Raw genomic sequence first — 20030 nt, forward strand, 5'->3', positions numbered from 1 at the left:
ACGGGGAAAGGATGACCAGGACGGCCGAAAACTGGGGGGTTCCGCGAAGGTGCTCATGGGGACCTTGATAGAAAATAGGGAAAATGATCCTACAAGAGCAGAACAATATTCTGATAGCGCCAAACTATTACAAAACCTGTATGCAGTTTTGGGGGACTTTTCTTCAATATCTTGGTTTGGCTTCTGGGCAGCATGGCAAACACCCCCTTCACACGGACATTTCCGATGAGCCTGTACCTTTCAATGGCTGCGTTTGCGCTGGCAGCATCGATATCCCCTGGCCCTGTAAACATCGTCGCCCTTGGCAGCGGCGCACGTCACGGCCTGCGCGCCAGCCTCGCGCATGTTGCCGGGGCGACCTTGGGCTTTTGCCTGCTGCTGGTGCTGGTGGGCCTGGGCTTGCACGCCCTGTTGTTGCGCTGGCCGTTGCTGGGCGTGGCGCTGCACTGGGGCGGCGTGGCGTTTCTGCTGTACCTGGCGTGGAAGCTGGCCAGTGATGACGGCCAGTTGGGTGGTGAGCAGCAGCAACGTGCACCTTCGGCCTGGGAGGGCGCAGCCATGCAGTGGCTGAACCCCAAGGCCTGGCTGGCGGCGGTGGCGGGCGTGGCTGCCTATACCGGTGGCGAGCAGCAGATGCTGTGGCTGTTCACCTGGATCTATGGGCCGATCTGTTTTGTTTCGGTGGCCAGCTGGGCTTGGGCAGGCAGCATGATTCAGCAGTACTTGCGCAAGCCGCGCTACCTGCAGATGTTCAACCGAGGCTTGGCGTTACTGCTGGTGATCAGTGCGCTGTATCTGCTCGCTTGATGCTCGCTGAGCCGGGCCTTCAGGCCTTGCGATAATGCCCGGGTGTCGTCGCCAGATGTTGCTTGAACGCACGCTGCAGATGCGCCTGGTCGGCAAACCCTGCCTCCAGTGCCACCTCGGCAATCGCCCGCCCCGTGCGCAGTTGCGCGCGGGCATACTGCACGCGCTGATCCAGCAGGTAGCCATGCGGCGTCAAGCCGAAACGCTGGGCAAAGGCACGGATCAGATAAGAGCGGGACAACCCGCTGGCGGCACAGATGTCTTGCAGCGTCAGCGGGTCGGTGCGGTGGGCCCGGATGAACGCAGCTGCCGCCTCCAGCTGCGGGTGATGAGCTTGCGTTTTGCCGGTAGCAGCCTGCAGGTAGTCTGGCAGTGCATTGAAAAAACACGCCAGCCGGGCCTCTCGGTCATCCAGGTTGCCGTCGAACAGGTCGGCAAACACTTGCAGCACGGCACTGTACAGTGCCGGCGAGGTACTGCAGGCTTGCGCCGGCAAGTTGAAACCCAGCGCCTTCAGCCACGGCATGTCGACGAACAGCATCAGGTACGACCACCCCTGCCCTGCAATCGGATTGCACGTGTGGACCACACCGGGGTTCATGAGCACCGTGGTACCAGCGCCCACTTCGACTTGGCTGGTCCCACTCAGGTAGGTGCTGCGCCCCCCGGTGATCACGCCGAGCGAAAAGCTCTCATGGGAATGGGCGGCATAGCACACCTGACGCCCATCCCCAACGCGCCTCGCTTCTACAAAAGGCAACGCCGAATCCCGCCAGAACCGCGACACCTCGATCATCGCCCTGCCCTCACCTGCTGCTGTAGCCGGGCCTGTGCTCAGACGCTAACGCCTGCGCGACAAGAGCCACGCTTCGTACCCGGCTCGCCATCATACACACCCGTAAAAGGTGTGTTCAGCCGCGCCTTCTATGAAAGTTCAGCTCAAGGCATCACCGGCGGCACGTACTGCAAAGTCGTACCCAACGCCCACAGCAGCACCAGCACCAGCGGCACATGCACCAGCAACTGCACGAACGAAAAGCCGATCAGGTCACGTGCCTTCAGGCCCAGCACCCCCAGCAGCGGCAGCATGTAGAACGGGTTGATCAGGTTCGGCAGCGCTTCGGCGGCGTTGTAGATCTGCACTGCCCAGCCCAGGTGGTACTGCAGGTCGTTGGCCACCAGCATCACGTAGGGCGCCTCGATGATCCACTTGCCACCGCCCGAAGGGATGAAGAAACCCAGCACCGCCGAGTACACGCCCATGAGTACGGCATAGGTGTCATGGGTGGCGATCTGGGTGAAGAAAAGCGAGATGTGGTGGGCAAGGGTTTGCTCATCGACCCCCTTCACCTGGGTGAGGATGGCGGCGATCGAGCCATACAGCGGGAACTGGATCAACACCCCGGTGGTGGTCGGCACCGCACGCGCCACGGCGTCGAGGAAGCTGCGTGGGCGCCAGTGCAGCAAGGCACCGAGCATGATGAACAGCAAGTTGTAGGTATTGAGCCCGGAGATTGCAGTAATGGCCGGTTTGGTGGCGAACTCCTGGTACAGCCAGCCGCCGGCCAGCGCCACCATCAGCAGGATCAGGATCGGGCTGTATTCCAGCCATTCACCCGGGCGAGTGCGCTGGGGTGCGGGCGGCGCGGTAAAGCTGGGGTCGACGCCGCAGTCTTCGGCACTGCGCGCACTGTTCGGGCCGGGTGCGGTCGCGTAGGCGATCACCAGCGAGACGATGACCAGCGCGGCCAGCAACACCCCGGACTGCCAGAGGAAGATGGTCTCGGTGAACGGGATCACGCCGGTTATCGACAGAATGGACGGCGGCAGGCTGGCCGGGTTGGCCTGCAACTGCGCCGCTGAAGACGACAGGCCCAAGGCCCAGACCGCCCCCAGGCCCAGGTAAGCAGCGGCACCGGCGGCGCGGTAGTCCATCTTCAGGTCACTGCGCCGTGCCAGCGCGCGCACCAGCAGGCCACCGAACACCAAGGACAGGCCCCAGTTGAGCAAGGATGCCAGCATCGAGATCAGCGCCACCCAGCACACCGCCGAACGGCCGTTCTTCGGCACCCGCGCCAGGCGGTCGATCAGCCGTGCGGCAGGGGGTGAGCTGGCCACCACGTAGCCGCCGATGACCACGAAGGCCATTTGCATGGTGAAAGGGATCAGGCTCCAGAAGCCATCGCCAAAGGCCTTGGCGGTATCGGTAGGTTTGGCGCCCATGACCATGGCGCCGAGGCATACCAGCACCACTGCCAGGGCAGCGAACACCCAGGAATCAGGGAACCAGCGCTCGGCCCAGTTGGAGCAACGCAGGGCAAAGCGGGCGGAGCGGCTGTCTTGGATTTCAGCGGCCACGGTAACGTCCTTTTATTGGTTTTATGGGGGGCTACGTTTCAAGCACAACGCACAAAACCCTGTGGCAGCTACGGCACCCGCGAAAGCGTTGGTGCATTGACCATCGCATTCGTAGCTGCCGCCGCTGCCACAGGGCTGGGGGGGTGTATCAGAAGGTCATTTCCTTCACATCATCCGGCACGATCAGCTTGCCGGCGGTTTTCGCGATGATTTCTTCAACACTCACCCCGGGCGCGGTTTCGCGCAGGATGAAGGCGCCGTTGTCGATTTCCAGGTAGGCCAGGTCGGTGAGCACCTTGCGGATGCAGCCGGCACCGGTCAGCGGCAGGCTGCAGCGCGGCAGCAGCTTGGACTCGCCATCCTTAGAGGCGTGGGTCATGGTGACGATGATGTTCTCGGCCCCGGCTACCAGGTCCATGGCGCCGCCCATGCCCTTGACCAGCTTGCCCGGGATCATCCACGAGGCGATGTTGCCCTCGACGTCCACTTCGAAGGCCCCGAGCACGGTGAGGTCGACATGGCCGCCACGGATCATGGCGAACGATTGTGCCGAATCGAAGATCGAGGCGCCGCGGCGGGCGGTGACGGTCTGCTTGCCGGCGTTGATCATGTCGGCGTCGATCGTGCTCTCGGTGGGGAATTCGCCCATGCCCAGCAGGCCATTTTCCGACTGCAGCATCACATCCATGTCAGCAGGGACGTAGTTGGCCACCAGGGTGGGGATGCCGATGCCGAGGTTGACGTAAAAGCCGTCCTTCAGTTCACGTGCGACGCGTTGTGCCATCTGTTCGCGGGTCAGTGCCATGGTGAGAATCTCTTTGTTGTTCTGGAGGACGGCGCTCAGGCCTTGACGGTGCGCTTTTCGATGCGTTTTTCGAAGGTGCCCACAATGACCCGGTCGACGAAGATGCCGGGGGTGTGGATCTCGCTGGGCAGCAGCACGCCTGGCTCGACGATCTCTTCCACTTCGACCACGGTGATCTTGCCGGCGGTGGCAGCCAGCGGGTTGAAGTTTTGAGCAGTGTTGCGGTAAACCACGTTGCCGTAGTGGTCAGCCTTCCAGCCTTTGACGATGGCGAAGTCACCGGTGATCGATTCTTCCAGGATGTATTTGCGGCCCTTGAACTCGCGCACTTCCTTGCCTTCGGCAACTGGCGTGCCATAGCCGGTGGCGGTATAGAAGGCCGGAATGCCGGCGCCGCCGGCGCGCATTTTTTCGGCAAGGGTGCCTTGCGGGGTCAGTTCCACTTCCAGCTCGCCACTGAGCAACTGGCGCTCGAACTCGGCATTCTCGCCTACGTAGGAGGCAATCATCTTGCGGATCTGCCGCTCTTCCAGCAGTACGCCCAGGCCGAAGCCATCGACGCCGCAGTTGTTGGAAACCACGGTGAGGCCCTTGACGCCACGGCGCTTGATTTCGGCGATGAGGTTTTCCGGGATGCCGCACAGGCCGAAGCCGCCGGCCAGTACCGTCATGTTGTCGGTCAGGCCTTCAAGGGCCTGTTCATAGGTTGCTACGCGCTTGTCCAGTCCGGCCATGCTGATCCGCCTTTTGTAGTTGTTGACCGACGAGGCTGTCGGTGAGCGTGTGCAGGCATCTTCACCGCTGGCGACTGATTTGTTAATTTTGTTTTCGTCATCGATTGATAACTTTTTCAAAACAACCTGTGAGCCCGCCATGAACGTCAAGCAACTACGCGCCTTCGTCGCCGTGGCCAAGTACCAGAGTTTTGCCCAGGCCGGCGAACACCTGCATGTCTCGCAACCGGCATTGAGCCTTACCATCAAGGCGCTGGAGGACAACCTTGGCGGCGCCCTGCTCACCCGTACCACGCGCAGCGTCAGCCTGACGGCCGAAGGTGAGGTACTGCTGCCACTGGCCCGGCGCCTGCTGGCCGACTGGGACGACACCGAGGAGATGCTGCGCCAGCGTTTCACCCTGCAATTGGGGCGGGTGTCGGTGGCGGCCATGCCGGCTTTTGCCGGCAACCTGCTGCCCCACTCACTCAAGGTGTTTCGCCAACGTTACCCGAAGGTCAACGTCACGGTGCACGACGTGATCAACGAGCAGGTACTGGAACTGGTGCGCCACCGCCGCGTCGAACTGGGCATCGGCTTCGAACCGGAAAACACAGACGGCCTGAGCTTCCACCCGCTGTACCTGGACCGTTTCGTTGCCGTGGTGCCCACCGACTCCCCGTTGGCCGAGCTGGCCGAAGTCAGCTGGGCGCAGTTGCTGGCCGAGGATTTCATCGCCCTGCAGCGCCCTTCGGCCGTGCGCCTGCTGCTGGAGCAGAACGTGGCGGCACTGCACGGCAAGCTGGCGGTGGCGTTCGAAAGCCACCAGCTCTCGACCATTGGCCGCATGGTCGCCAGTGGGCTGGGCGTGAGTGCGGTGCCGGCGCTGTGCATCAACCAGATGCAGGAGCTTGGCGCGCGTTGCATTACCCTGGTAGCGCCCACCGTAGAACGGCGGATCGGCGTAATTGCCTTGAGCGACCATAAACTTTCCACTGCAGCGCAGGCGCTGCTCGAGGTACTGCTTGCCCACACACAGACTCCGGAGGTGACATGCGTTACATGAAACTGGCAGGTTGCAATGTGCCGGCCATTGGCCAGGGCACCTGGTACATGGGCGAAGACCCGGCACGCAGGGCTGACGAGGTGGCCGCCCTGCAACAAGGCATCGACCTGGGCATGAACCTGATCGATACGGCCGAGATGTATGCCGAAGGTGGCGCCGAGGAAGTGGTCGGGCAGGCCATTGCCGGGCGGCGCGATCAGGTCTTTCTGGTCAGCAAGGTGTACCCGCACAATGCCAGCCGGCGCGGCGTACCCGCTGCCTGTGACCGCAGCCTCACTCGCTTGGGCACCGATGTCATCGACTTGTACCTGCTGCACTGGCGTGGCCAATACCCGCTGGAAGAAACCGTCGAGGCGTTCGAGCGCTTGCGCGAACAGGGCAAGATTCGCCACTGGGGTGTTTCCAACTTCGATGTCGACGACCTGCGCGAGCTGGACAACCCTGATTGCGCCACCAACCAGGTGCTGTACAACCCGGTGCAGCGTGGCATCGAGTTCGACCTGCTGCCCTGGAGCCGGCAACGCGGGCTGCCGACCATGGCTTACTGCCCGTTGGCCCAGGCCGGGCAGCTGCTGCAGCATCCGCTATTGCACGAGATTGCAGAGCGCCATGGGGCCACCCCGGCGCAGGTCTGCCTGGCCTGGGTGACGCGCGAAGACGGGGTCATAGCGATTCCCAAGGCGGTGGCGCCGGAGCACGTACGGTTGAATGCGGCCGCCGCAGGCTTGACTTTGACCAGTGAGGACTTGCGGGCCATTGACAGGGCATTCCCGGCGCCAACACGCAAACAGCACCTGGCAATGGTCTGACAACTCGGCCAACAACGGCGACTGCGGCTGCTTTGCAGCCCGTTCGCCGGCCAAATCAATGGAAGTCCCGGCTCCTCACATCCAGCCCCTGCAGCAACACACTGACATCCTCCAACCGCCGTGCAATCAGGTGCCGCACCCCGTTCGCCTGTTCCAGGCGGCCACTCACCTTGAGCAATTGAGACCCCACCAGCGCGCGCCGCTGCCGTTCGGCTAGCTCGCGCCAAACCACCACATTGACCATGCCGAATTCATCCTCAAGGGTCACGAACGTCACCCCGCTGGCGGTCTGTGGCCGTTGCCGCCCCACCACCAGCCCAGCCACGGCGACTGCATCGCCATGCTCAACGCCCGCCAGTTCCTGCGAGCTGCGACAGCCCAGCACCCGAAGGCGCTGGCGCAGCAACGTCAGCGGGTGGGGCCCCAGCGTGGTGCCCAAGGTGGCGTAGTCGGCCACCAGGTCTTCGCCGACAGTAGGCACAGGCAATGCCACCGCGGCTTCGGGCGTTGCCTGCAGTTCGGCGAACAGGGGCAGTTGCGGCTGCACCGCCGCGACCTGCCAGCGTGCCTGGTGGCGATCCTGTGCCAGGGCGCGCAACGCACCGGCATCGGCCAGCCGGGCGCGGGCTTTGCTGTCGAGGCCGGCACGCAAGCACAGGTCCTCGACATCGCGCCACGGCCTGACCGCCCTCGCCGCTTCGAGCCGCCGAGCATCGGCTTCGGCGAAACCGCGGATCTGCCGCAACCCCAGGCGGATGGCCAAGGCACCCTCGGCGACTGGCTCCAGTGTGCAATCCCACTGGCTGTGGCCTACATCCACCGGCCGTACCTCGATCCCTTGGCGGCGTGCCTCCTGCAACAGTTGGTCGGGGCTGTAGAAGCCCATCGGCCAGCTATTGACCAGCGCACAGGTGAAAATCGCCGGCTCATGGCATTTGAGCCAACTGCTGGCATAGCACAGCAAGGCGAAACTGGCCGCGTGCGATTCCGGGAAGCCATAACTGCCAAAACCCTTGATCTGCTCGAATATGCGCTCGGCAAACGCAAGGTCGTAGCCGTTGCGCAGCATGCCCTGCACCAGCCGTTCGCGGTGTGGCTCCAGGCCGCCATGGCGCTTCCAGGCGGCCATGCTGCGGCGTAACTGGTCAGCCTCGCCGGGGCTGTAGTCTGCCGCCACCATGGCCAGTTCCATGACCTGCTCCTGGAACAGCGGCACGCCCAAGGTGCGCTCGAAGACTTCCTTGAGCTTGAGCGATGGGTAGGTCACCGGCTCCTGCTTCAAGCGCCTGCGCAAGTAGGGGTGGACCATGTCGCCCTGAATCGGCCCCGGGCGCACGATCGCGACTTCGATTACCAGGTCATAGAAGGTGGTGGGCTTGAGCCGCGGCAGCATGGCCATCTGAGCGCGTGATTCGATCTGGAACACGCCCATGGTCTCAGCGCGGCTGATCATCGCGTAGGTGGCCGGGTCTTCGGGGGGGATCGTCGCCAGGGTCAGGTGCCGGCCCCGGTGCTGCTGCAGCAGGTCGAAACAGCGGCGCAAGGCACTGAGCATACCCAGGGCGAGCACGTCGACCTTGAGCAGGCCGACCATGTCCAGGTCGTCCTTGTCCCACTGGATGACCGTGCGTTCAGCCATGGCGGCGTTTTCGACCGGCACCAGGTGGTCCAGCGGTTGCTCGGAAATGACGAAGCCGCCTGGGTGCTGAGACAGATGACGGGGAAAACCTATCAGCTGCGCGGCCAGCACCAGAATGCGCCGCAACGAAGGGCTGCCGGGCTCGAAGCCGGCCTCGGCCAGGCGTTGCTCGTCCGGGATGCGATCGCTCCAGCGGCCACAGCACTTGGCCAGGGCATCGACCTGATCGGCAGGCAAACCCAGCACACGGGCGACATCACGCACCGCGCCAGCGGCGTGATAGGTGTTGACCACTGCGGTGAGCGCTGCGCGGTGCCGGCCATAACGCCGGAACACGTACTGGATCACTTCTTCGCGACGATCGTGCTCGAAGTCGACGTCGATGTCCGGTGGCTCGTTGCGCTCGCGTGACAGAAAACGCTCGAACAGCAGACGATGCTTCATCGGGTCGAGCTCGGTGATACCCAGCACGAAACACACCACCGAGTTGGCTGCCGAACCGCGGCCCTGGCAAAGGATGTGCTGGCTGCGGGCAAAGGCGACGATATCGTGCACGGTCAAAAAGTAGCTTTCGTAGCCAAGCTCTGCGATCAAGGCCAGCTCCTTGGCCAGCACCTCGCGCACCTTGTCGCTCGGCCCCGACGGCCAGCGTTGCGCCAGGCCACGCTCGCACAGCTGGCGCAACCAACTGGCCGGGGTTTGCCCCTCGGGCACCAGTTCACGCGGATACTGGTAGCGCAATTCACCGAGGTCGAACTGACAGCGTTCGGCAATGCAGAGTGTTTCGCTCAGCAGGTCGGGCGGATAAAGCTCGGCCAGTTGCTCCAGCGTACGCAGGTGACGCTCGCCATTGGCGAAGAGAAACCGACCTGCCTCGGCGACGCTGCAATGCTGGCCGATAGCGGTCATGCAATCCTGCAAGGCCCGCCGGCCGCGTATGTGCATGTGTACATCACCGCAGGCCACGGCGCGAATGCCCAGTTGCCCAGCCAGGCCGCGCAGCCGGGCCAGGCGGGCCTGGTCATCGCTGCCCCGATGCAGGTGCACACCCAGCCACAAGCGTTCGCCGAACAGGGCATGCAGCCACTGGCCGGTGACCAGGTCGCTGGAGTCCTCGGCAAGCCATAACGCCAGCAGCCCTTGGTGCAGTTCGCGCAGGTCGTCACGGAACAATTGGTAGCTGCCCTTCTCCGCTCGCCGACGGGCGCGGGTAATCAAGGCGCACAGGTTCTGGTAACCACTAAGGTCCTGTACCAGCAACACAAGCTTCGGGCCGTCGTGCAGGCGCACTTCACTGCCGACGATCAAGCGTATCTGCTGCGCTTTGGCAGCCTGCCAGGCACGCACGATGCCGGCCAGGGTGCACTCATCGGTAATCGCCAGGGCTTGGTAACCCTGTTCCCGCGCCCGGCGCAGCAGCTCTTCGGCGCTGGATGCACCGCGCTGGAAGCTGAAGTTGGACAGGCAATGCAGTTCGGCGTAGCCCGGTGCGCTCATGCGAACCAGCCCTGCAGCCACAAGGGGCCGGGCTGGGCCAGGTCGCGATAGGCCCAGCCGCGCAGGCCTTCTCGGGTTTCAATGCGGTAATAGTCGCGGCGCACATCACCGCCATCCCACCAGCCCGACTCGATACGCTCGGCCTGGCCCAGCACCCTGTGAACGCTGGCGTCCAGTGCCATTGGCTGGGGCAACAGCCAGCCTGGGCGGCTCCCAGGCAAGGCGGGCAGGCTGCCCTGCCCGCCTTGCTCGGCGGACTGCCAGGCACATTCGGGGCGGTGGTCGGCTTCAGCGCGCAGGCCCTTGACCGCGTCGTCGCCAAGCCGGGCACGCAAGCGCTCACGCAGTTGCTCCCAGGGTTGGGCCTGCTGGGCGCGTGGGTCGAACAGCGCGTGGTGCTGGGGCACGAAAGCCGGCAAGTCATCGGCCACCAGGCGCAGTTTACGCACCGGTGCCGGAATGCGCAGAGGCTCCAGGCGCCCACGCGCCAGCTCGAAGAGCATTGCCGCATCACGTTCTGCAGCCAGTAAGCCGACCTGCAGTTGCGTGTCCGGCCCCTCGGCGTGCTCCAGGTACAGGCAAAACCGCTGTACACCGCAGTCTCGCCCGGCGAGGAAAGCGGCCAGGTCGTTGAGCATGCGCCGCAACGGGAACAGCAACGCCTGGTGCGATTCGACGTCGAAGTTGAGCTCCAGTCGCGTTTCGAAACGGTCCGGCGGCTGATAGAAACCCAAGCCAAGCGTACGCAGGCCCAGCAACTGGTCCAGGTGCAACTGGACCTGGGCACTGAAGCGCCTGGCCAATGCATCACGCGGCAAGGCCAGTACCTGGCCGAGCTGATGCAGCCCCATGCGGGCGAACGCTTCGGCGGCGTCCTGCGGTAAACCCACCCGCGCAATGGGCATGCGCGCAAGCGCCGCCCGGGTTTCTTGCGGGCAGCTCAATGCCAGCCCGTCATGGCCGTTGGCAAGCATGCGCGCCGCCACCGGGTTGGTGGCCAGGACAATCCGCTGACGCAGCCCCAGGGCTGCGAGTTCCCCGCGCAGGCGCGCCTCGAATACCGGCCAGGGGCCGAACAGTTGCAGGCTGGAGCCCACTTCCAGCAACAAGGCACGCGGGTAGTGCAGGCTGACCTGGGCACTGAAGCGGTAGGCCCAGGCCGCCAGCAATTGCTGCAGTTGCTCGATGCGCGCCGGGTCTGCTTCAACACAGGTGAAACCGTCGGCCAAGGCGCGGGCGGCCGTCAGGGTTAGCCCAGCGCGCAGACCGAGCGCCGCCGCAGCGGGGTTTACGGCTTGCACCACACGCCGCTGCACAGGCCCGCCAATCAGCACCAGTGGCGCATCGGCGTCATCGCGTTCACGCAGGATCGAGTCCAGCGCCAACTGTGGCAATAAGATGCAGGCCCAGAGCATGTTGCATCAACCCTGCCCGGCACAGGCTATGGCTGCAGCCGGCGGTAAACCGCCCCGGCACTTGAGCACACGCCATTGTGCGGGCCGCGCGTCGATGGCGATGCGCACCGCGGCCGGTGATGGATTGTGCGCGGCCTGTTGCGGCCTGCAGGCAAAAGCCAGCGCCTGCCCGGTTTCTGCCGCCACCTGCAAGCGCCGCAGCGCACGGTCATCGGCACGCTCCGGCCAGCACAGCACGGCGGCGCAACTGCCAGAGCGCAGGCACTGCTCGGCAGCCCAGAGCGCGTCGGCCTGTTCGGCATCGACCTGGACCAGCCAGCGCAAGTCCACCCCGGCCGCTTGCCAGGCCGGTGCGTAGGGAATGAAAGGGGGCGCCACCAGCACCACTCGCCCGCTATCGGCGGTCAGCCGGGCCAACGAGGGCCACAGCAGTTGCAGTTCGCCACACCCGGGGCTGGCCAGCAGCAACTCGCTCAGCGCAGCCGCGGGCCAGCCACCCTCCGGCAACCGTTGATCAAGCGCCGCATGGCCAGTGGGCTGCAACCCGGTCGGCCGTACCCGGGCCTGCCGGCCGCGCCAGACCTGGCGCTGGTCCAGCAACCGGTCAAGATCGACCACCGCGCCCATCAGTCGCGCCTCAACAGGCCGCAGAACACGCCTTCGATGAAGAATTCGCGCTCAGGCCCCACATCGATCGGCGCATAGGCAGGGTTGCGTGGCAGCAGCCGGTAGCCGCCCGCTTGGCGTTGCAGGCGTTTGATGGTGACCTCACCGTCGAGGCGGGCGACCACGATCTGGCCATCACGGGCCTCGCCTTGCTGGCGGATGCCCACCAGGTCACCGTCGAAGATACCGTCATCGATCATGGAGTCGCCGCGCACCTTGAGCAGGTAGTCCGGTGTGCGTCGGAACAGGCTGGGGTCAATCAGCAACTGCTCGTGAATGCCAAGGTCGGGGCCAATCGGCGCGCCTGCAGCCACCTGGCCCAACACGGGCACTTCGAGAATTTCCGGGCGGCGCAAGGGTGCGGCCAGGCGGATGCCCCGTGCCTGGTTGGGCGTGACGTCGATGTAGCCGGCCTGACACAGGGCAGTGATGTGCTTGCGCGCAACGCTGCGTGAGGCAAAGCCGAAGCGGATGGCGATGTCGGCAAGGCTCGGCGGCTGGCCATGATCGGTGATGCGTTCACGGATGAAGTCGAGGATTGCGCGGCGTTTGGGGGTGAGATTGTCCATGGAGCACATTTGTACTCTTTTCGTCGAAGGCTGAACAGCCCCCTTCGTCGCCAGGTTTGGTTATCATCCCCTGACATGAGTTTTCTACTGCCTGGATGCCTGATGCTGACTGCACTGCTGTTCGATCTCGACGGGACCCTTACCGACACCGACACCCTGCATTTGCAGGCCTTCCGTCAGTTGTTGCGCGACCATGACGGCCGTGAACTGACCCAGGCCCAGTTCGATTCGCAGATCAGTGGCCGGGCCAATGGGCCATTGTTTGCCGAGCTGTTTCCAAACGCCGGCGCGCATGAATGCCTGGCGCTGGCTGATCGCAAGGAAGCACTGTTCCGCGAGCTGGCCCCTGCCCTTGAACCCATGCCGGGCTTGCTGCGCCTGCTGGACTATGCCCAGGCGAGCCGTATCGACATGTGCGTGGTGACCAATGCACCCCGGCTCAATGCCGAGCACATGCTCAATGCAATGGGCCTTGGCGCACACTTCGAGCATGTACTGGTGGCCGAAGAGCTGGAACGGCCCAAGCCTGACCCGCTGCCGTACCTGACCGGCCTGCAGCGCCTGGGGGCAACGGCCGAGCAAGCGCTGGCGTTCGAGGATTCGTTGCCGGGCGTGAACGCGGCGAGCGGTGCCGGGATCTTCACCGTGGGGGTGGCGACTACACAGACGGCAGAACGGCTGATGGCTGCGGGGGCCAGGCTGGTGGTGGATGATTTTGACGATCCACGGTTGTGGGAGGTCATTGAAGCGATGCAGTGTGGCGATTGAGCCTCATGGTGTGACTGGGGTGGCGCGGCGCACAACCATTCGTCGCAGCAACTGGGCCTGATGTCGATCTCACCCCGCCCCGCTCGACCACACTTGAACCCCCGTGCGGAGTCACCCTCATGAACCCTCAAAAGCCCGATATCGTCTCGCGCAGCCAATGGCTGGCCGCCCGCCGTCAGCTATGGCTGCATGAAAAGGCCTTCACCCACCAGCGCGACGAGCTGGCCGCCGCCCGCCGCGCCCTGCCCTGGGTCAAGCTGGAACAGCCCTACCGTTTTCAAGGCCCGGACGGCCAGCTGAGCCTCGCCGACCTGTTCGCCGGGCGCAGTCAATTGCTGGTCTACCACTTCATGTTCGCCGAAGGCTGGAGCGAAGGTTGCCCAGGCTGTTCGTTCCTCGCCGACCATTTCGACGGTGCCAACCTGCACCTGGCGCATCACGATGTTTCGCTGGTCGCCGTTTCGCGTGCACCCCACGCTGAGTTCCAGGCATTTCGCCAGCGCATGGGCTGGCGTTTTCCCTGGTACTCGTCAAACGGCAGCAGTTTCAATGAAGATTTCGGCGTCAGTGTCGCCACTGAAGGCAACAGCCAATACAACTACGAACCCTATACCGGCAACGAAAGCGAGCTGCCTGGGTTGAGCGCCTTCTACCGGGACCCGGACGGCACAATCTTTCATACCTACTCCACCTATGCCCGCGGGCTCGACATCCTGGTCAATACCTACAATTTCCTCGACATCGCGCCATTGGGGCGCAACGAGGCTGGTACCATGGATTGGGTGCGGCATCATGATCGCTACGAAGGCCAGCCCGGCAAACCTCATTGCTGCCATGACTGAACACGCCACAGTGCCGCCTGTGCCATGGCTGAACAGCCCAGGCGGCACAATGGCTGCAGTTCGGCAGAATACGGCCATACTTGAGCCCGTCGCCCTTGCATTACAGGCCCCCCATGCTCAAGCGCTTGCCCATGTTCCACCTACGAACCCTGGTTGTCGGCATTGTCGTGCTGGCGTGCCTGGCAACCCTGTGCAACACCCTCGCTGTCGCCTACCGGGTACAGCACCGCGCCTTGGTAGACCTTGAGCTGAAGGCCAACCAAGCCTATGCGAGCAAACTGGCATCGGATATCAACGAGTTCCTGCGCTCGGCACACAACCACCTGTCCTACACCGCCGGGCAACTGGACGGTGGCCTGGACGACATGACCATGCTGAAAAAGGAAGCCAAGCGCCTGCAGGTGCAGGACAAGGACTTCAACTCCATCGTCATCGTCAACGCCCAAGGTCAGGTGCTGGTGGCTTATCCGAACATTGAACAGGTCACCAGCCACCACCAGCACTCCGGTGAAATCCGCCAAGCCGTGCAAGCCCGTCAGCCGTGGGTCAGTTCCGCCTACACCTCGCGGGGGGGCGAACTGGTGATATTCGTTTCGCAGCCGGTCTTTGCCGCCGATGGCCGTTACCTGGGCATTGTCGGCGGTTCGGTGTTCCTCAAGAAAGAAAGCGCACTGCATACGTTGATTGGCCTGCACTACCAGCAGGACGGTACCTTCGCTTTCGTCGCCGACGCCAATCGACGCCTGCTGCACCACCCCGACCATGCGCGCATTGGCACCCAGGTCAGCAGCAGCCCGACGATCAGCGCGGCCTTGCGTGGCGAGGCAGGCACCCTTGAAGTGCCCAACTATATCGGCGTTCCCATGCTCGCAGGCTTTGCCCCGGTGCCTGAAGCGCACTGGGCAGTGGTGGTCCAGACACCGCGGGATCTGGCCTTGGCACCACTGGGCGAAATGACCCGCAAGGTGCTGCTTTATATCCTGCCGGTCAGCATTATCGGCTTGCTATTGATGCTATGGATGACCTACCGCCTGACCTTGCCGTTACGCCAACTGGCACACAGCGCCAGCCACCTGTCCGCCACCCAGACCGGCGAACAGCTGCGCCGTATCGACGCGTGGTACGTAGAGGTCGCAGCCATCCGCCGCGCCTTGCTGACAGGCGAGCAATTGCTGCAGGAAAAATTTGGCAAGCTGCGCCAGCAGGCTCAGAGTGATGCCCTCACCGGCCTTGCCAACCGGCGTGCCATGCAACTGGCGCTGGATGCCTTGATGCAAAGCTCTAGAGCATTTGCCGTGCTGGCCCTGGACATCGACCACTTCAAGCGGGTCAACGATACCTTTGGCCACGATGCCGGCGACGAGGTGCTCAAGCACCTCGCCGAGTTGCTGCGTCACAATTCACGCCAGGATGATCTGCCCTGCCGGGTCGGCGGCGAGGAATTCACCATGCTGCTGCCGGACACTGGCCTGGCCGATGCCCGGCGCATTGCCGAACGGATACGCAGCGCAGTCGAACAGGCTGACTCACCCCATGTGGGCAAGCTTAGCGTGTCGATTGGCGTTGCCTGCCGCCGGCCCGATACACAGCAGGCCGACAGCGTGCTCAAGCAAGCCGACGAGCAGCTGTACAAGGCCAAGCACAGCGGCCGCAACCGCGTCGAAGTGCTTGACCTCAGCCCCTCACCCCCAGCATCCCCCGCTCCACGATGAAATCGATCACCGCCTGCAGGCCCTCGCCTTTCTTCAGGTTGCTGAAAGTCCAAGGGCGCTCCGGGCGCATACGCTGTGTATCGCGCTCCATCACCTCCAGCGAGGCGCCGACGTAGGGCGCAAGGTCGGTCTTGTTGATCACCAGGAAATCGGACTTGGTGATGCCGGGGCCGCCCTTGCGCGGGATCTTCTCGCCTTCGGCGACATCGATCACGTAGATGGTCAGGTCGGCCAGCTCTGGGCTGAAGGTAGCACTAAGGTTATCGCCACCGCTCTCCACGAAGATCACTTCAAGGTTGCCGAACTTGCGTGCCAGCGCTTCCACTGCTGCAAGGTTCATCGAGGCATCCTCGCGAATGGCGGTGTGCGGGCAGCCACCGGTTTCGACGCCAACGATGCGCTCGGGCTCCAGGGCGCCAGCCTCGGTGAGGATGCGCTGGTCTTCCTTGGTGTAGATGTCGTTGGTGACCACGGCGATCTGGTAGTGATCACGCATGGCTTTGCACAGGCATTCGAGCAGCGCGGTCTTGCCGGAGCCGACCGGGCCGCCGACGCCGACGCGCAGGGGTTGCTGATAGCTTTGCATTAAGGCAGTCCTCAAGAACGGAACAAACGGGTGTATTGGGTTTCGTGACGCGATGATGCAATGGCCAATAGCGGCAGGCCGCCACCGAGCTGGTCGTCGCCAAGCGCCAGGGCCTGGTCGATGACGCCGGGCAGTATCTCGCCCAGGTCGCGCAGCAGGGTCTGGGCCGCCTGCTGGCCGAAGGGCACCAGTTTGACCCCAGCCATGACCGCGCCCTCCAGCCAGGCGAAGGCATGCCCGAGGGCAAGCTGGCGCAACGGGATCGACCAGTGCACGGCCAGCCAGGCCATGCCGCCCAACTGGCTGAGCTCAAGGCTTGGGCGCCAGGCCGGGGCCTGGCCCAGCTGCCAGCCATCGAGCAAGCGTGCCAGGGCCGCGCCACGCTGCTGCTCTTCCAGGCGCAGCTCGGCGGTTTCGCGGTTGGCCAGCAGAAAGCGGCTCCAGCGCGCAAACGCGTCGGCATCATCGGCCTTGCACGCGTGGTACAGGCGCGCCAGCACCGGCCAGTCCAGGTAAGCGAGGGTGTCGTGCATCTGCTCGCGCTGCCAGGCGCTGAAGCTTTTGATGTCACGCACCCAACCCGCCTCGACGGCCCACTCAAGGCCCTGTGAGTAGGTAAAGCCACCCACCGGCAAGCCGGGGCTGGCCAGCTGCAACAAGCGCAGCAGTGCCAGATCGCTGTTCATCAACCGGCCAGCACAACAGCGGCGCCGGCAAGCATGCCGCCACCAAAGGCTTTCTGCAGGGCGCTGTGGCGGCGCAGCAGGCAACCGACAGCGAAGCCCACTACCAGCAGCAAGCCGCTCACGGTGACGAAGCCGGCGCTGAACAGCCAGAAGGCGCTGGGTGTGGCTTCCACGCCGTGGGCCCAGCCATGGAACAGGGCAAACACCGGCATGGCCAGCGCCAGCAGCAACTGCCGGCTAGGCAGCAGTACGGCAACGCCAGCCACCAGCACCGACACGGCGATCATGGTTTCCATGCCCAGCACATCACCGAACAGGTGGCCGCATAGCGCACCAGCGAACATTGCTGCCAGGGTTGCCAGCGGCAAGGCCAGGTTGCGCCGGGTCAAGGCCGCCAGCACGCCAGTCCCCAACAGCATCAACAAGTGGTCAAGGCCGGTCAGCGGATGCAGCAGGCCATCGTGCAGCGGGTTGCTGTCATGGCCCGGGTGGGCGAAGGCCGGCAGCGCAACCAGCAGCAGGGCAAGGGCGAGCGTTTTTTTCATTGTGGGCTCCAAGGGGCAGTTCAGGAGTGGGCTGGCAGGCGCACGAAGGGGTGATCATGCGCATGGCTGTGGCTGTGGCTATGCGGTGCGCTCTGGTAGGCACCGGCTTCCGGCTCGAACGGCGCCTGCTCGGCCTCGACCGTCAGGCCCAGGCCGCGCAGCATGTCGTCGAGTACGTGGTCGTGCTGGTAACGCAGCAGGCCCGGCTCGATCTGCAGGGGGACGTGGCGGTTGCCCAGATGGTACGCGGCACGCGCCAGCAGGTGCGGGTCGCTGCAGCGCACGGTCGATACTGCCTCGGGCGCTGCGAGTACGCGCACCACCTGGCTGCCGGCGGCGTCGGCCAGCAGTTCGCCACCGCGCAGCAGGTGGCCGCGTTCGAGCATCAGGCCGGCCTCGCGGCCATCGTCGAGGGTTACGCGCAGGCGGCTCTTGATACGGCTGTCGACGTCCAGGGTAACGGTGCCGGTGATAGTGTCGGATGCATCGATCCGGCGGTTCAGGACAATCATCTTCGCTCCTTCAGAACAGGAAATAACGCTGGGCCAGCGGCAGTTCGCTGGCCGGCTCGCAAACCAGCAGTTCGCCGTCGGCGCGCACCTGGTAGGTCTGCGAATCGACTTCGATCACCGGTTGCAATGTGTTGTGGACCATATCGGCCTTGCGCACCCGGCGGCAGCCGTGGGCCACACCGATCAGGCTCTGCAAACCCAGTTCGTGGGCCAGGCCACGGTCCATGGCGGCCTGGGGCAGGAAGGTCATGCGCGTGGCATGGCGGGCGGCACCGAGCGCGCCGAACATGGGCCGGTAATGCACTGGCTGTGGCGTCGGGATCGAGCCATTGATGTCGCCCATGGGCGCTGTGACGATCATCCCGCCCTTGATGACCAGCGCCGGCTTGACCGCGAAGAAAGCCGGCGACCACAGCACCAGGTCAGCCAGCTTGCCCACTTCCACCGACCCCACCTCATGGGCGATACCATGGGTGAGCGCAGGGTTGAGGGTGTATTTGGCGATGTAGCGCTTGACCCGGAAGTTGTCGCTGTAGCTGCTGTCCGGCGCCAGCGGGCCGCGGCGCACTTTCATCTGGTGGGCGACTTGCCAAGTGCGCAGCACCACCTCGCCGACGCGGCCCATGGCTTGGGAGTCGGACGAGGTCATGGCGAAGGCGCCCATGTCGTGCAGGATGTCCTCGGCGGCGATGGTTTCACGGCGGATGCGCGATTCGGCGAACGCCACGTCCTCGGCGATGCTCGGGTCCAGGTGGTGGCAGACCATCAGCATGTCGAGGTGTTCATCGACGGTGTTGACCGTATAGGGCAGGGTCGGGTTGGTCGAGGACGGCAGCACATTAGCCTGCCCCGCCGCGCGAATGATGTCGGGTGCATGGCCGCCGCCGGCCCCTTCGGTGTGGAAGGTATGGATGGTGCGATCACCGATGGCGGCCAGGGTGTCTTCAATGCAACCGGACTCGTTGAGGGTATCGGTGTGGATCGCCACCTGGATGTCCATTTCCTCGGCGACGCTCAGGCAGCAGTCGATGGCTGCCGGGGTAGACCCCCAATCCTCGTGCAGCTTCAGGCCCACCGCGCCTGCAGCGATCTGCTCGCGCAGCGCTTCAGGTCGCGAAGCATTGCCCTTGCCCAGCAGGCCGATGTTGATCGGCAGGCTGTCGGCCGCCTGGAGCATGCGCGCAAGGTACCAGGGCCCCGGGGTGCAGGTGGTGGCGTTGGTACCGGTGGCCGGCCCGGTGCCGCCGCCGATGAACGTGGTGACGCCACTGGTCAGCGCCTCTTCCACCTGTTGCGGGCAGATGAAGTGAATGTGCGAATCGATGCCCCCGGCGGTGACGATCTTGCCTTCGGCCGCGATCACTTCGGTGCCCGGGCCGACCGGCACGGTGACGCCCGGTTGCACGTCAGGGTTGCCGGCCTTGCCGATGGCAGCGATGCGCCCGTGCTTGACGCCGATATCGGCTTTCACGATGCCCCAGTGGTCGATGATCAGGGCGTTGGTCAGCACCAGGTCCATGGCCTGGGCTGCAAGCATCTGGCCCTGCCCCATGCCGTCGCGGATGACCTTGCCACCGCCGAACTTGACCTCTTCGCCGTAAACCGTGAAGTCCTTCTCGACCTCCACCCACAGGGCAGTGTCGGCCAGGCGCACGCGGTCGCCAACGGTAGGGCCGAACATGTCGGCATAGGCCCGACGCGAAATGCGGCTCATGCCTGGCCCTCCAGTGCGCCCATCACTTTGCCCTGAAAGCCATACACCTCGCGCTTGCCGGCGTAGGCTACCAATTGCACGGTACGCGCCTGGCCCGGCTCGAAGCGCACGGCAGTGCCGGCCGGGATGTCGAGGCGAAAGCCGCGGCTAGGCTCGCGGTCGAACACCAGTGCCTCGTTGACCTCGTAAAAATGGTAATGAGAGCCCACCTGCACCGGCCGGTCGCCATGATTGGCCACTTTGACACTGACCGTTGCACGGCCGACGTTGAGTTCGATGTCGCCGGCGGCGACCTGGATTTCACCTGGGATCATGCTGGGC

Annotated in this window: 20 protein-coding genes; 6 read left to right on the top strand and 14 right to left on the bottom strand. The window is 64.3% G+C overall.

Going from position 1 to position 20030, the window contains the following annotated elements; genetic code table 11:
• Nucleotides 1-225 precede the first annotated feature (225 nt).
• A complete protein-coding gene (locus tag NGJ21_RS24165; RefSeq protein ID WP_125923049.1) occupies nt 226-807 on the top strand; it encodes a LysE family translocator in 582 nt (193 codons plus the stop codon).
• A gap of 19 nt (nt 808-826) precedes the next feature.
• Here the strand turns inward: NGJ21_RS24165 and NGJ21_RS24170 are convergent, their stop codons facing one another.
• The 4 genes from NGJ21_RS24170 to NGJ21_RS24185 all read right to left on the bottom strand — a co-directional run bounded on the left by NGJ21_RS24170 (nt 827) and on the right by NGJ21_RS24185 (nt 4704).
• Complete coding sequence (locus tag NGJ21_RS24170; RefSeq protein ID WP_115275011.1) at nt 827-1603, bottom strand: helix-turn-helix domain-containing protein; 777 nt, start codon at nt 1601-1603, stop codon at nt 827-829.
• A 143-nt stretch (nt 1604-1746) separates the two neighbouring features.
• Complete coding sequence (locus tag NGJ21_RS24175) at nt 1747-3165, bottom strand: short-chain fatty acid transporter (RefSeq protein WP_012314293.1); 1419 nt, start codon at nt 3163-3165, stop codon at nt 1747-1749.
• Nucleotides 3166-3313: 148 nt separating this feature from the next.
• Complete coding sequence (locus tag NGJ21_RS24180) at nt 3314-3970, bottom strand: CoA transferase subunit B (protein WP_046787689.1); 657 nt, start codon at nt 3968-3970, stop codon at nt 3314-3316.
• A 35-nt stretch (nt 3971-4005) separates the two neighbouring features.
• Nucleotides 4006-4704, bottom strand: coding sequence for a CoA transferase subunit A (locus NGJ21_RS24185; protein ID WP_046787715.1), 699 nt, complete (start codon nt 4702-4704; stop codon nt 4006-4008).
• A 139-nt stretch (nt 4705-4843) separates the two neighbouring features.
• On the opposite strand from NGJ21_RS24185, the gene NGJ21_RS24190 reads away from it, so the two are divergent.
• Nucleotides 4844-5749, top strand: coding sequence for a LysR family transcriptional regulator (locus NGJ21_RS24190; RefSeq protein WP_251962812.1), 906 nt, complete (start codon nt 4844-4846; stop codon nt 5747-5749).
• A complete protein-coding gene (locus NGJ21_RS24195) occupies nt 5737-6558 on the top strand; it encodes an aldo/keto reductase (protein WP_046787691.1) in 822 nt (273 codons plus the stop codon). The genes NGJ21_RS24190 and NGJ21_RS24195 overlap by 13 nt, the downstream gene beginning before the upstream one ends.
• Nucleotides 6559-6613: 55 nt before the next feature.
• On the opposite strand, the gene NGJ21_RS24200 is transcribed toward NGJ21_RS24195, so the two are convergent.
• From NGJ21_RS24200 to lexA, 4 genes are read right to left on the bottom strand one after another with little or no spacing between them, the layout of a single operon-like run.
• Nucleotides 6614-9694, bottom strand: coding sequence for an error-prone DNA polymerase (locus NGJ21_RS24200; RefSeq protein WP_251962813.1), 3081 nt, complete (start codon nt 9692-9694; stop codon nt 6614-6616).
• A complete protein-coding gene (locus NGJ21_RS24205) occupies nt 9691-11109 on the bottom strand; it encodes a Y-family DNA polymerase (protein WP_115275014.1) in 1419 nt (472 codons plus the stop codon). The genes NGJ21_RS24200 and NGJ21_RS24205 overlap by 4 nt, the downstream gene beginning before the upstream one ends.
• 6 nt (nt 11110-11115) lie before the next feature.
• Nucleotides 11116-11736, bottom strand: a complete 621-nt coding sequence (gene imuA / locus NGJ21_RS24210; RefSeq protein WP_046787694.1) for a translesion DNA synthesis-associated protein ImuA — start codon at nt 11734-11736, stop codon at nt 11116-11118.
• Nucleotides 11736-12344: a transcriptional repressor LexA gene (lexA, locus tag NGJ21_RS24215; RefSeq protein WP_115275561.1), complete on the bottom strand. Its 609-nt coding sequence runs from the start codon at nt 12342-12344 to the stop codon at nt 11736-11738. The genes imuA and lexA overlap by 1 nt, the downstream gene beginning before the upstream one ends.
• Before the next feature lie 102 nt (nt 12345-12446).
• On the opposite strand from lexA, the gene NGJ21_RS24220 reads away from it, so the two are divergent.
• The 3 genes from NGJ21_RS24220 (at nt 12447) to NGJ21_RS24230 (ending at nt 15666) form a co-directional block, all read left to right on the top strand.
• Nucleotides 12447-13112, top strand: a complete 666-nt coding sequence (locus NGJ21_RS24220; RefSeq protein ID WP_174141488.1) for an HAD family hydrolase — start codon at nt 12447-12449, stop codon at nt 13110-13112.
• A gap of 119 nt (nt 13113-13231) precedes the next feature.
• Nucleotides 13232-13954, top strand: a complete 723-nt coding sequence (locus NGJ21_RS24225) for a DUF899 domain-containing protein (RefSeq protein WP_039603983.1) — start codon at nt 13232-13234, stop codon at nt 13952-13954.
• 131 nt (nt 13955-14085) lie between these two features.
• The gene (locus NGJ21_RS24230; RefSeq protein WP_237858316.1) at nt 14086-15666 is read left to right on the top strand and encodes a sensor domain-containing diguanylate cyclase; all 1581 of its coding nucleotides are present in this window, start codon (nt 14086-14088) and stop codon (nt 15664-15666) included.
• On the opposite strand, the gene ureG is transcribed toward NGJ21_RS24230, so the two are convergent.
• The 6 genes from ureG to NGJ21_RS24260 are packed head-to-tail and all read right to left on the bottom strand — an operon-like array spanning nt 15629 to nt 20023.
• Nucleotides 15629-16252 (bottom strand): urease accessory protein UreG, encoded by a 624-nt coding sequence (gene ureG, locus NGJ21_RS24235; protein WP_119688944.1) that lies wholly within the window; start codon nt 16250-16252, stop codon nt 15629-15631. The genes NGJ21_RS24230 and ureG overlap by 38 nt on opposite strands.
• A gap of 11 nt (nt 16253-16263) precedes the next feature.
• Complete coding sequence (locus NGJ21_RS24240; protein WP_046787699.1) at nt 16264-16938, bottom strand: urease accessory protein UreF; 675 nt, start codon at nt 16936-16938, stop codon at nt 16264-16266.
• Complete coding sequence (locus tag NGJ21_RS24245; protein ID WP_046787700.1) at nt 16938-17483, bottom strand: HupE/UreJ family protein; 546 nt, start codon at nt 17481-17483, stop codon at nt 16938-16940. Before NGJ21_RS24245 ends, NGJ21_RS24240 begins: the two co-directional genes overlap by 1 nt.
• 20 nt (nt 17484-17503) lie before the next feature.
• Nucleotides 17504-17995, bottom strand: a complete 492-nt coding sequence (gene ureE / locus NGJ21_RS24250; protein WP_039602760.1) for an urease accessory protein UreE — start codon at nt 17993-17995, stop codon at nt 17504-17506.
• A gap of 10 nt (nt 17996-18005) precedes the next feature.
• On the bottom strand, nt 18006-19709 hold the full coding sequence (ureC, locus tag NGJ21_RS24255; protein ID WP_119688942.1) for an urease subunit alpha: 1704 nt from the start codon (nt 19707-19709) through the stop codon (nt 18006-18008).
• Entirely contained in the window at nt 19706-20023 is a 318-nt protein-coding gene (locus NGJ21_RS24260) for an urease subunit beta (RefSeq protein WP_039602758.1), read from the bottom strand. The genes ureC and NGJ21_RS24260 overlap by 4 nt, the downstream gene beginning before the upstream one ends.
• Between the last annotated feature and the right edge of the window lie 7 nt (nt 20024-20030).

This window comes from Pseudomonas sp. Marseille-Q5299 (genome assembly GCF_943737035.1).
Classification (GTDB): Bacteria; Pseudomonadota; Gammaproteobacteria; order Pseudomonadales; family Pseudomonadaceae; genus Aquipseudomonas; species Aquipseudomonas putida_E.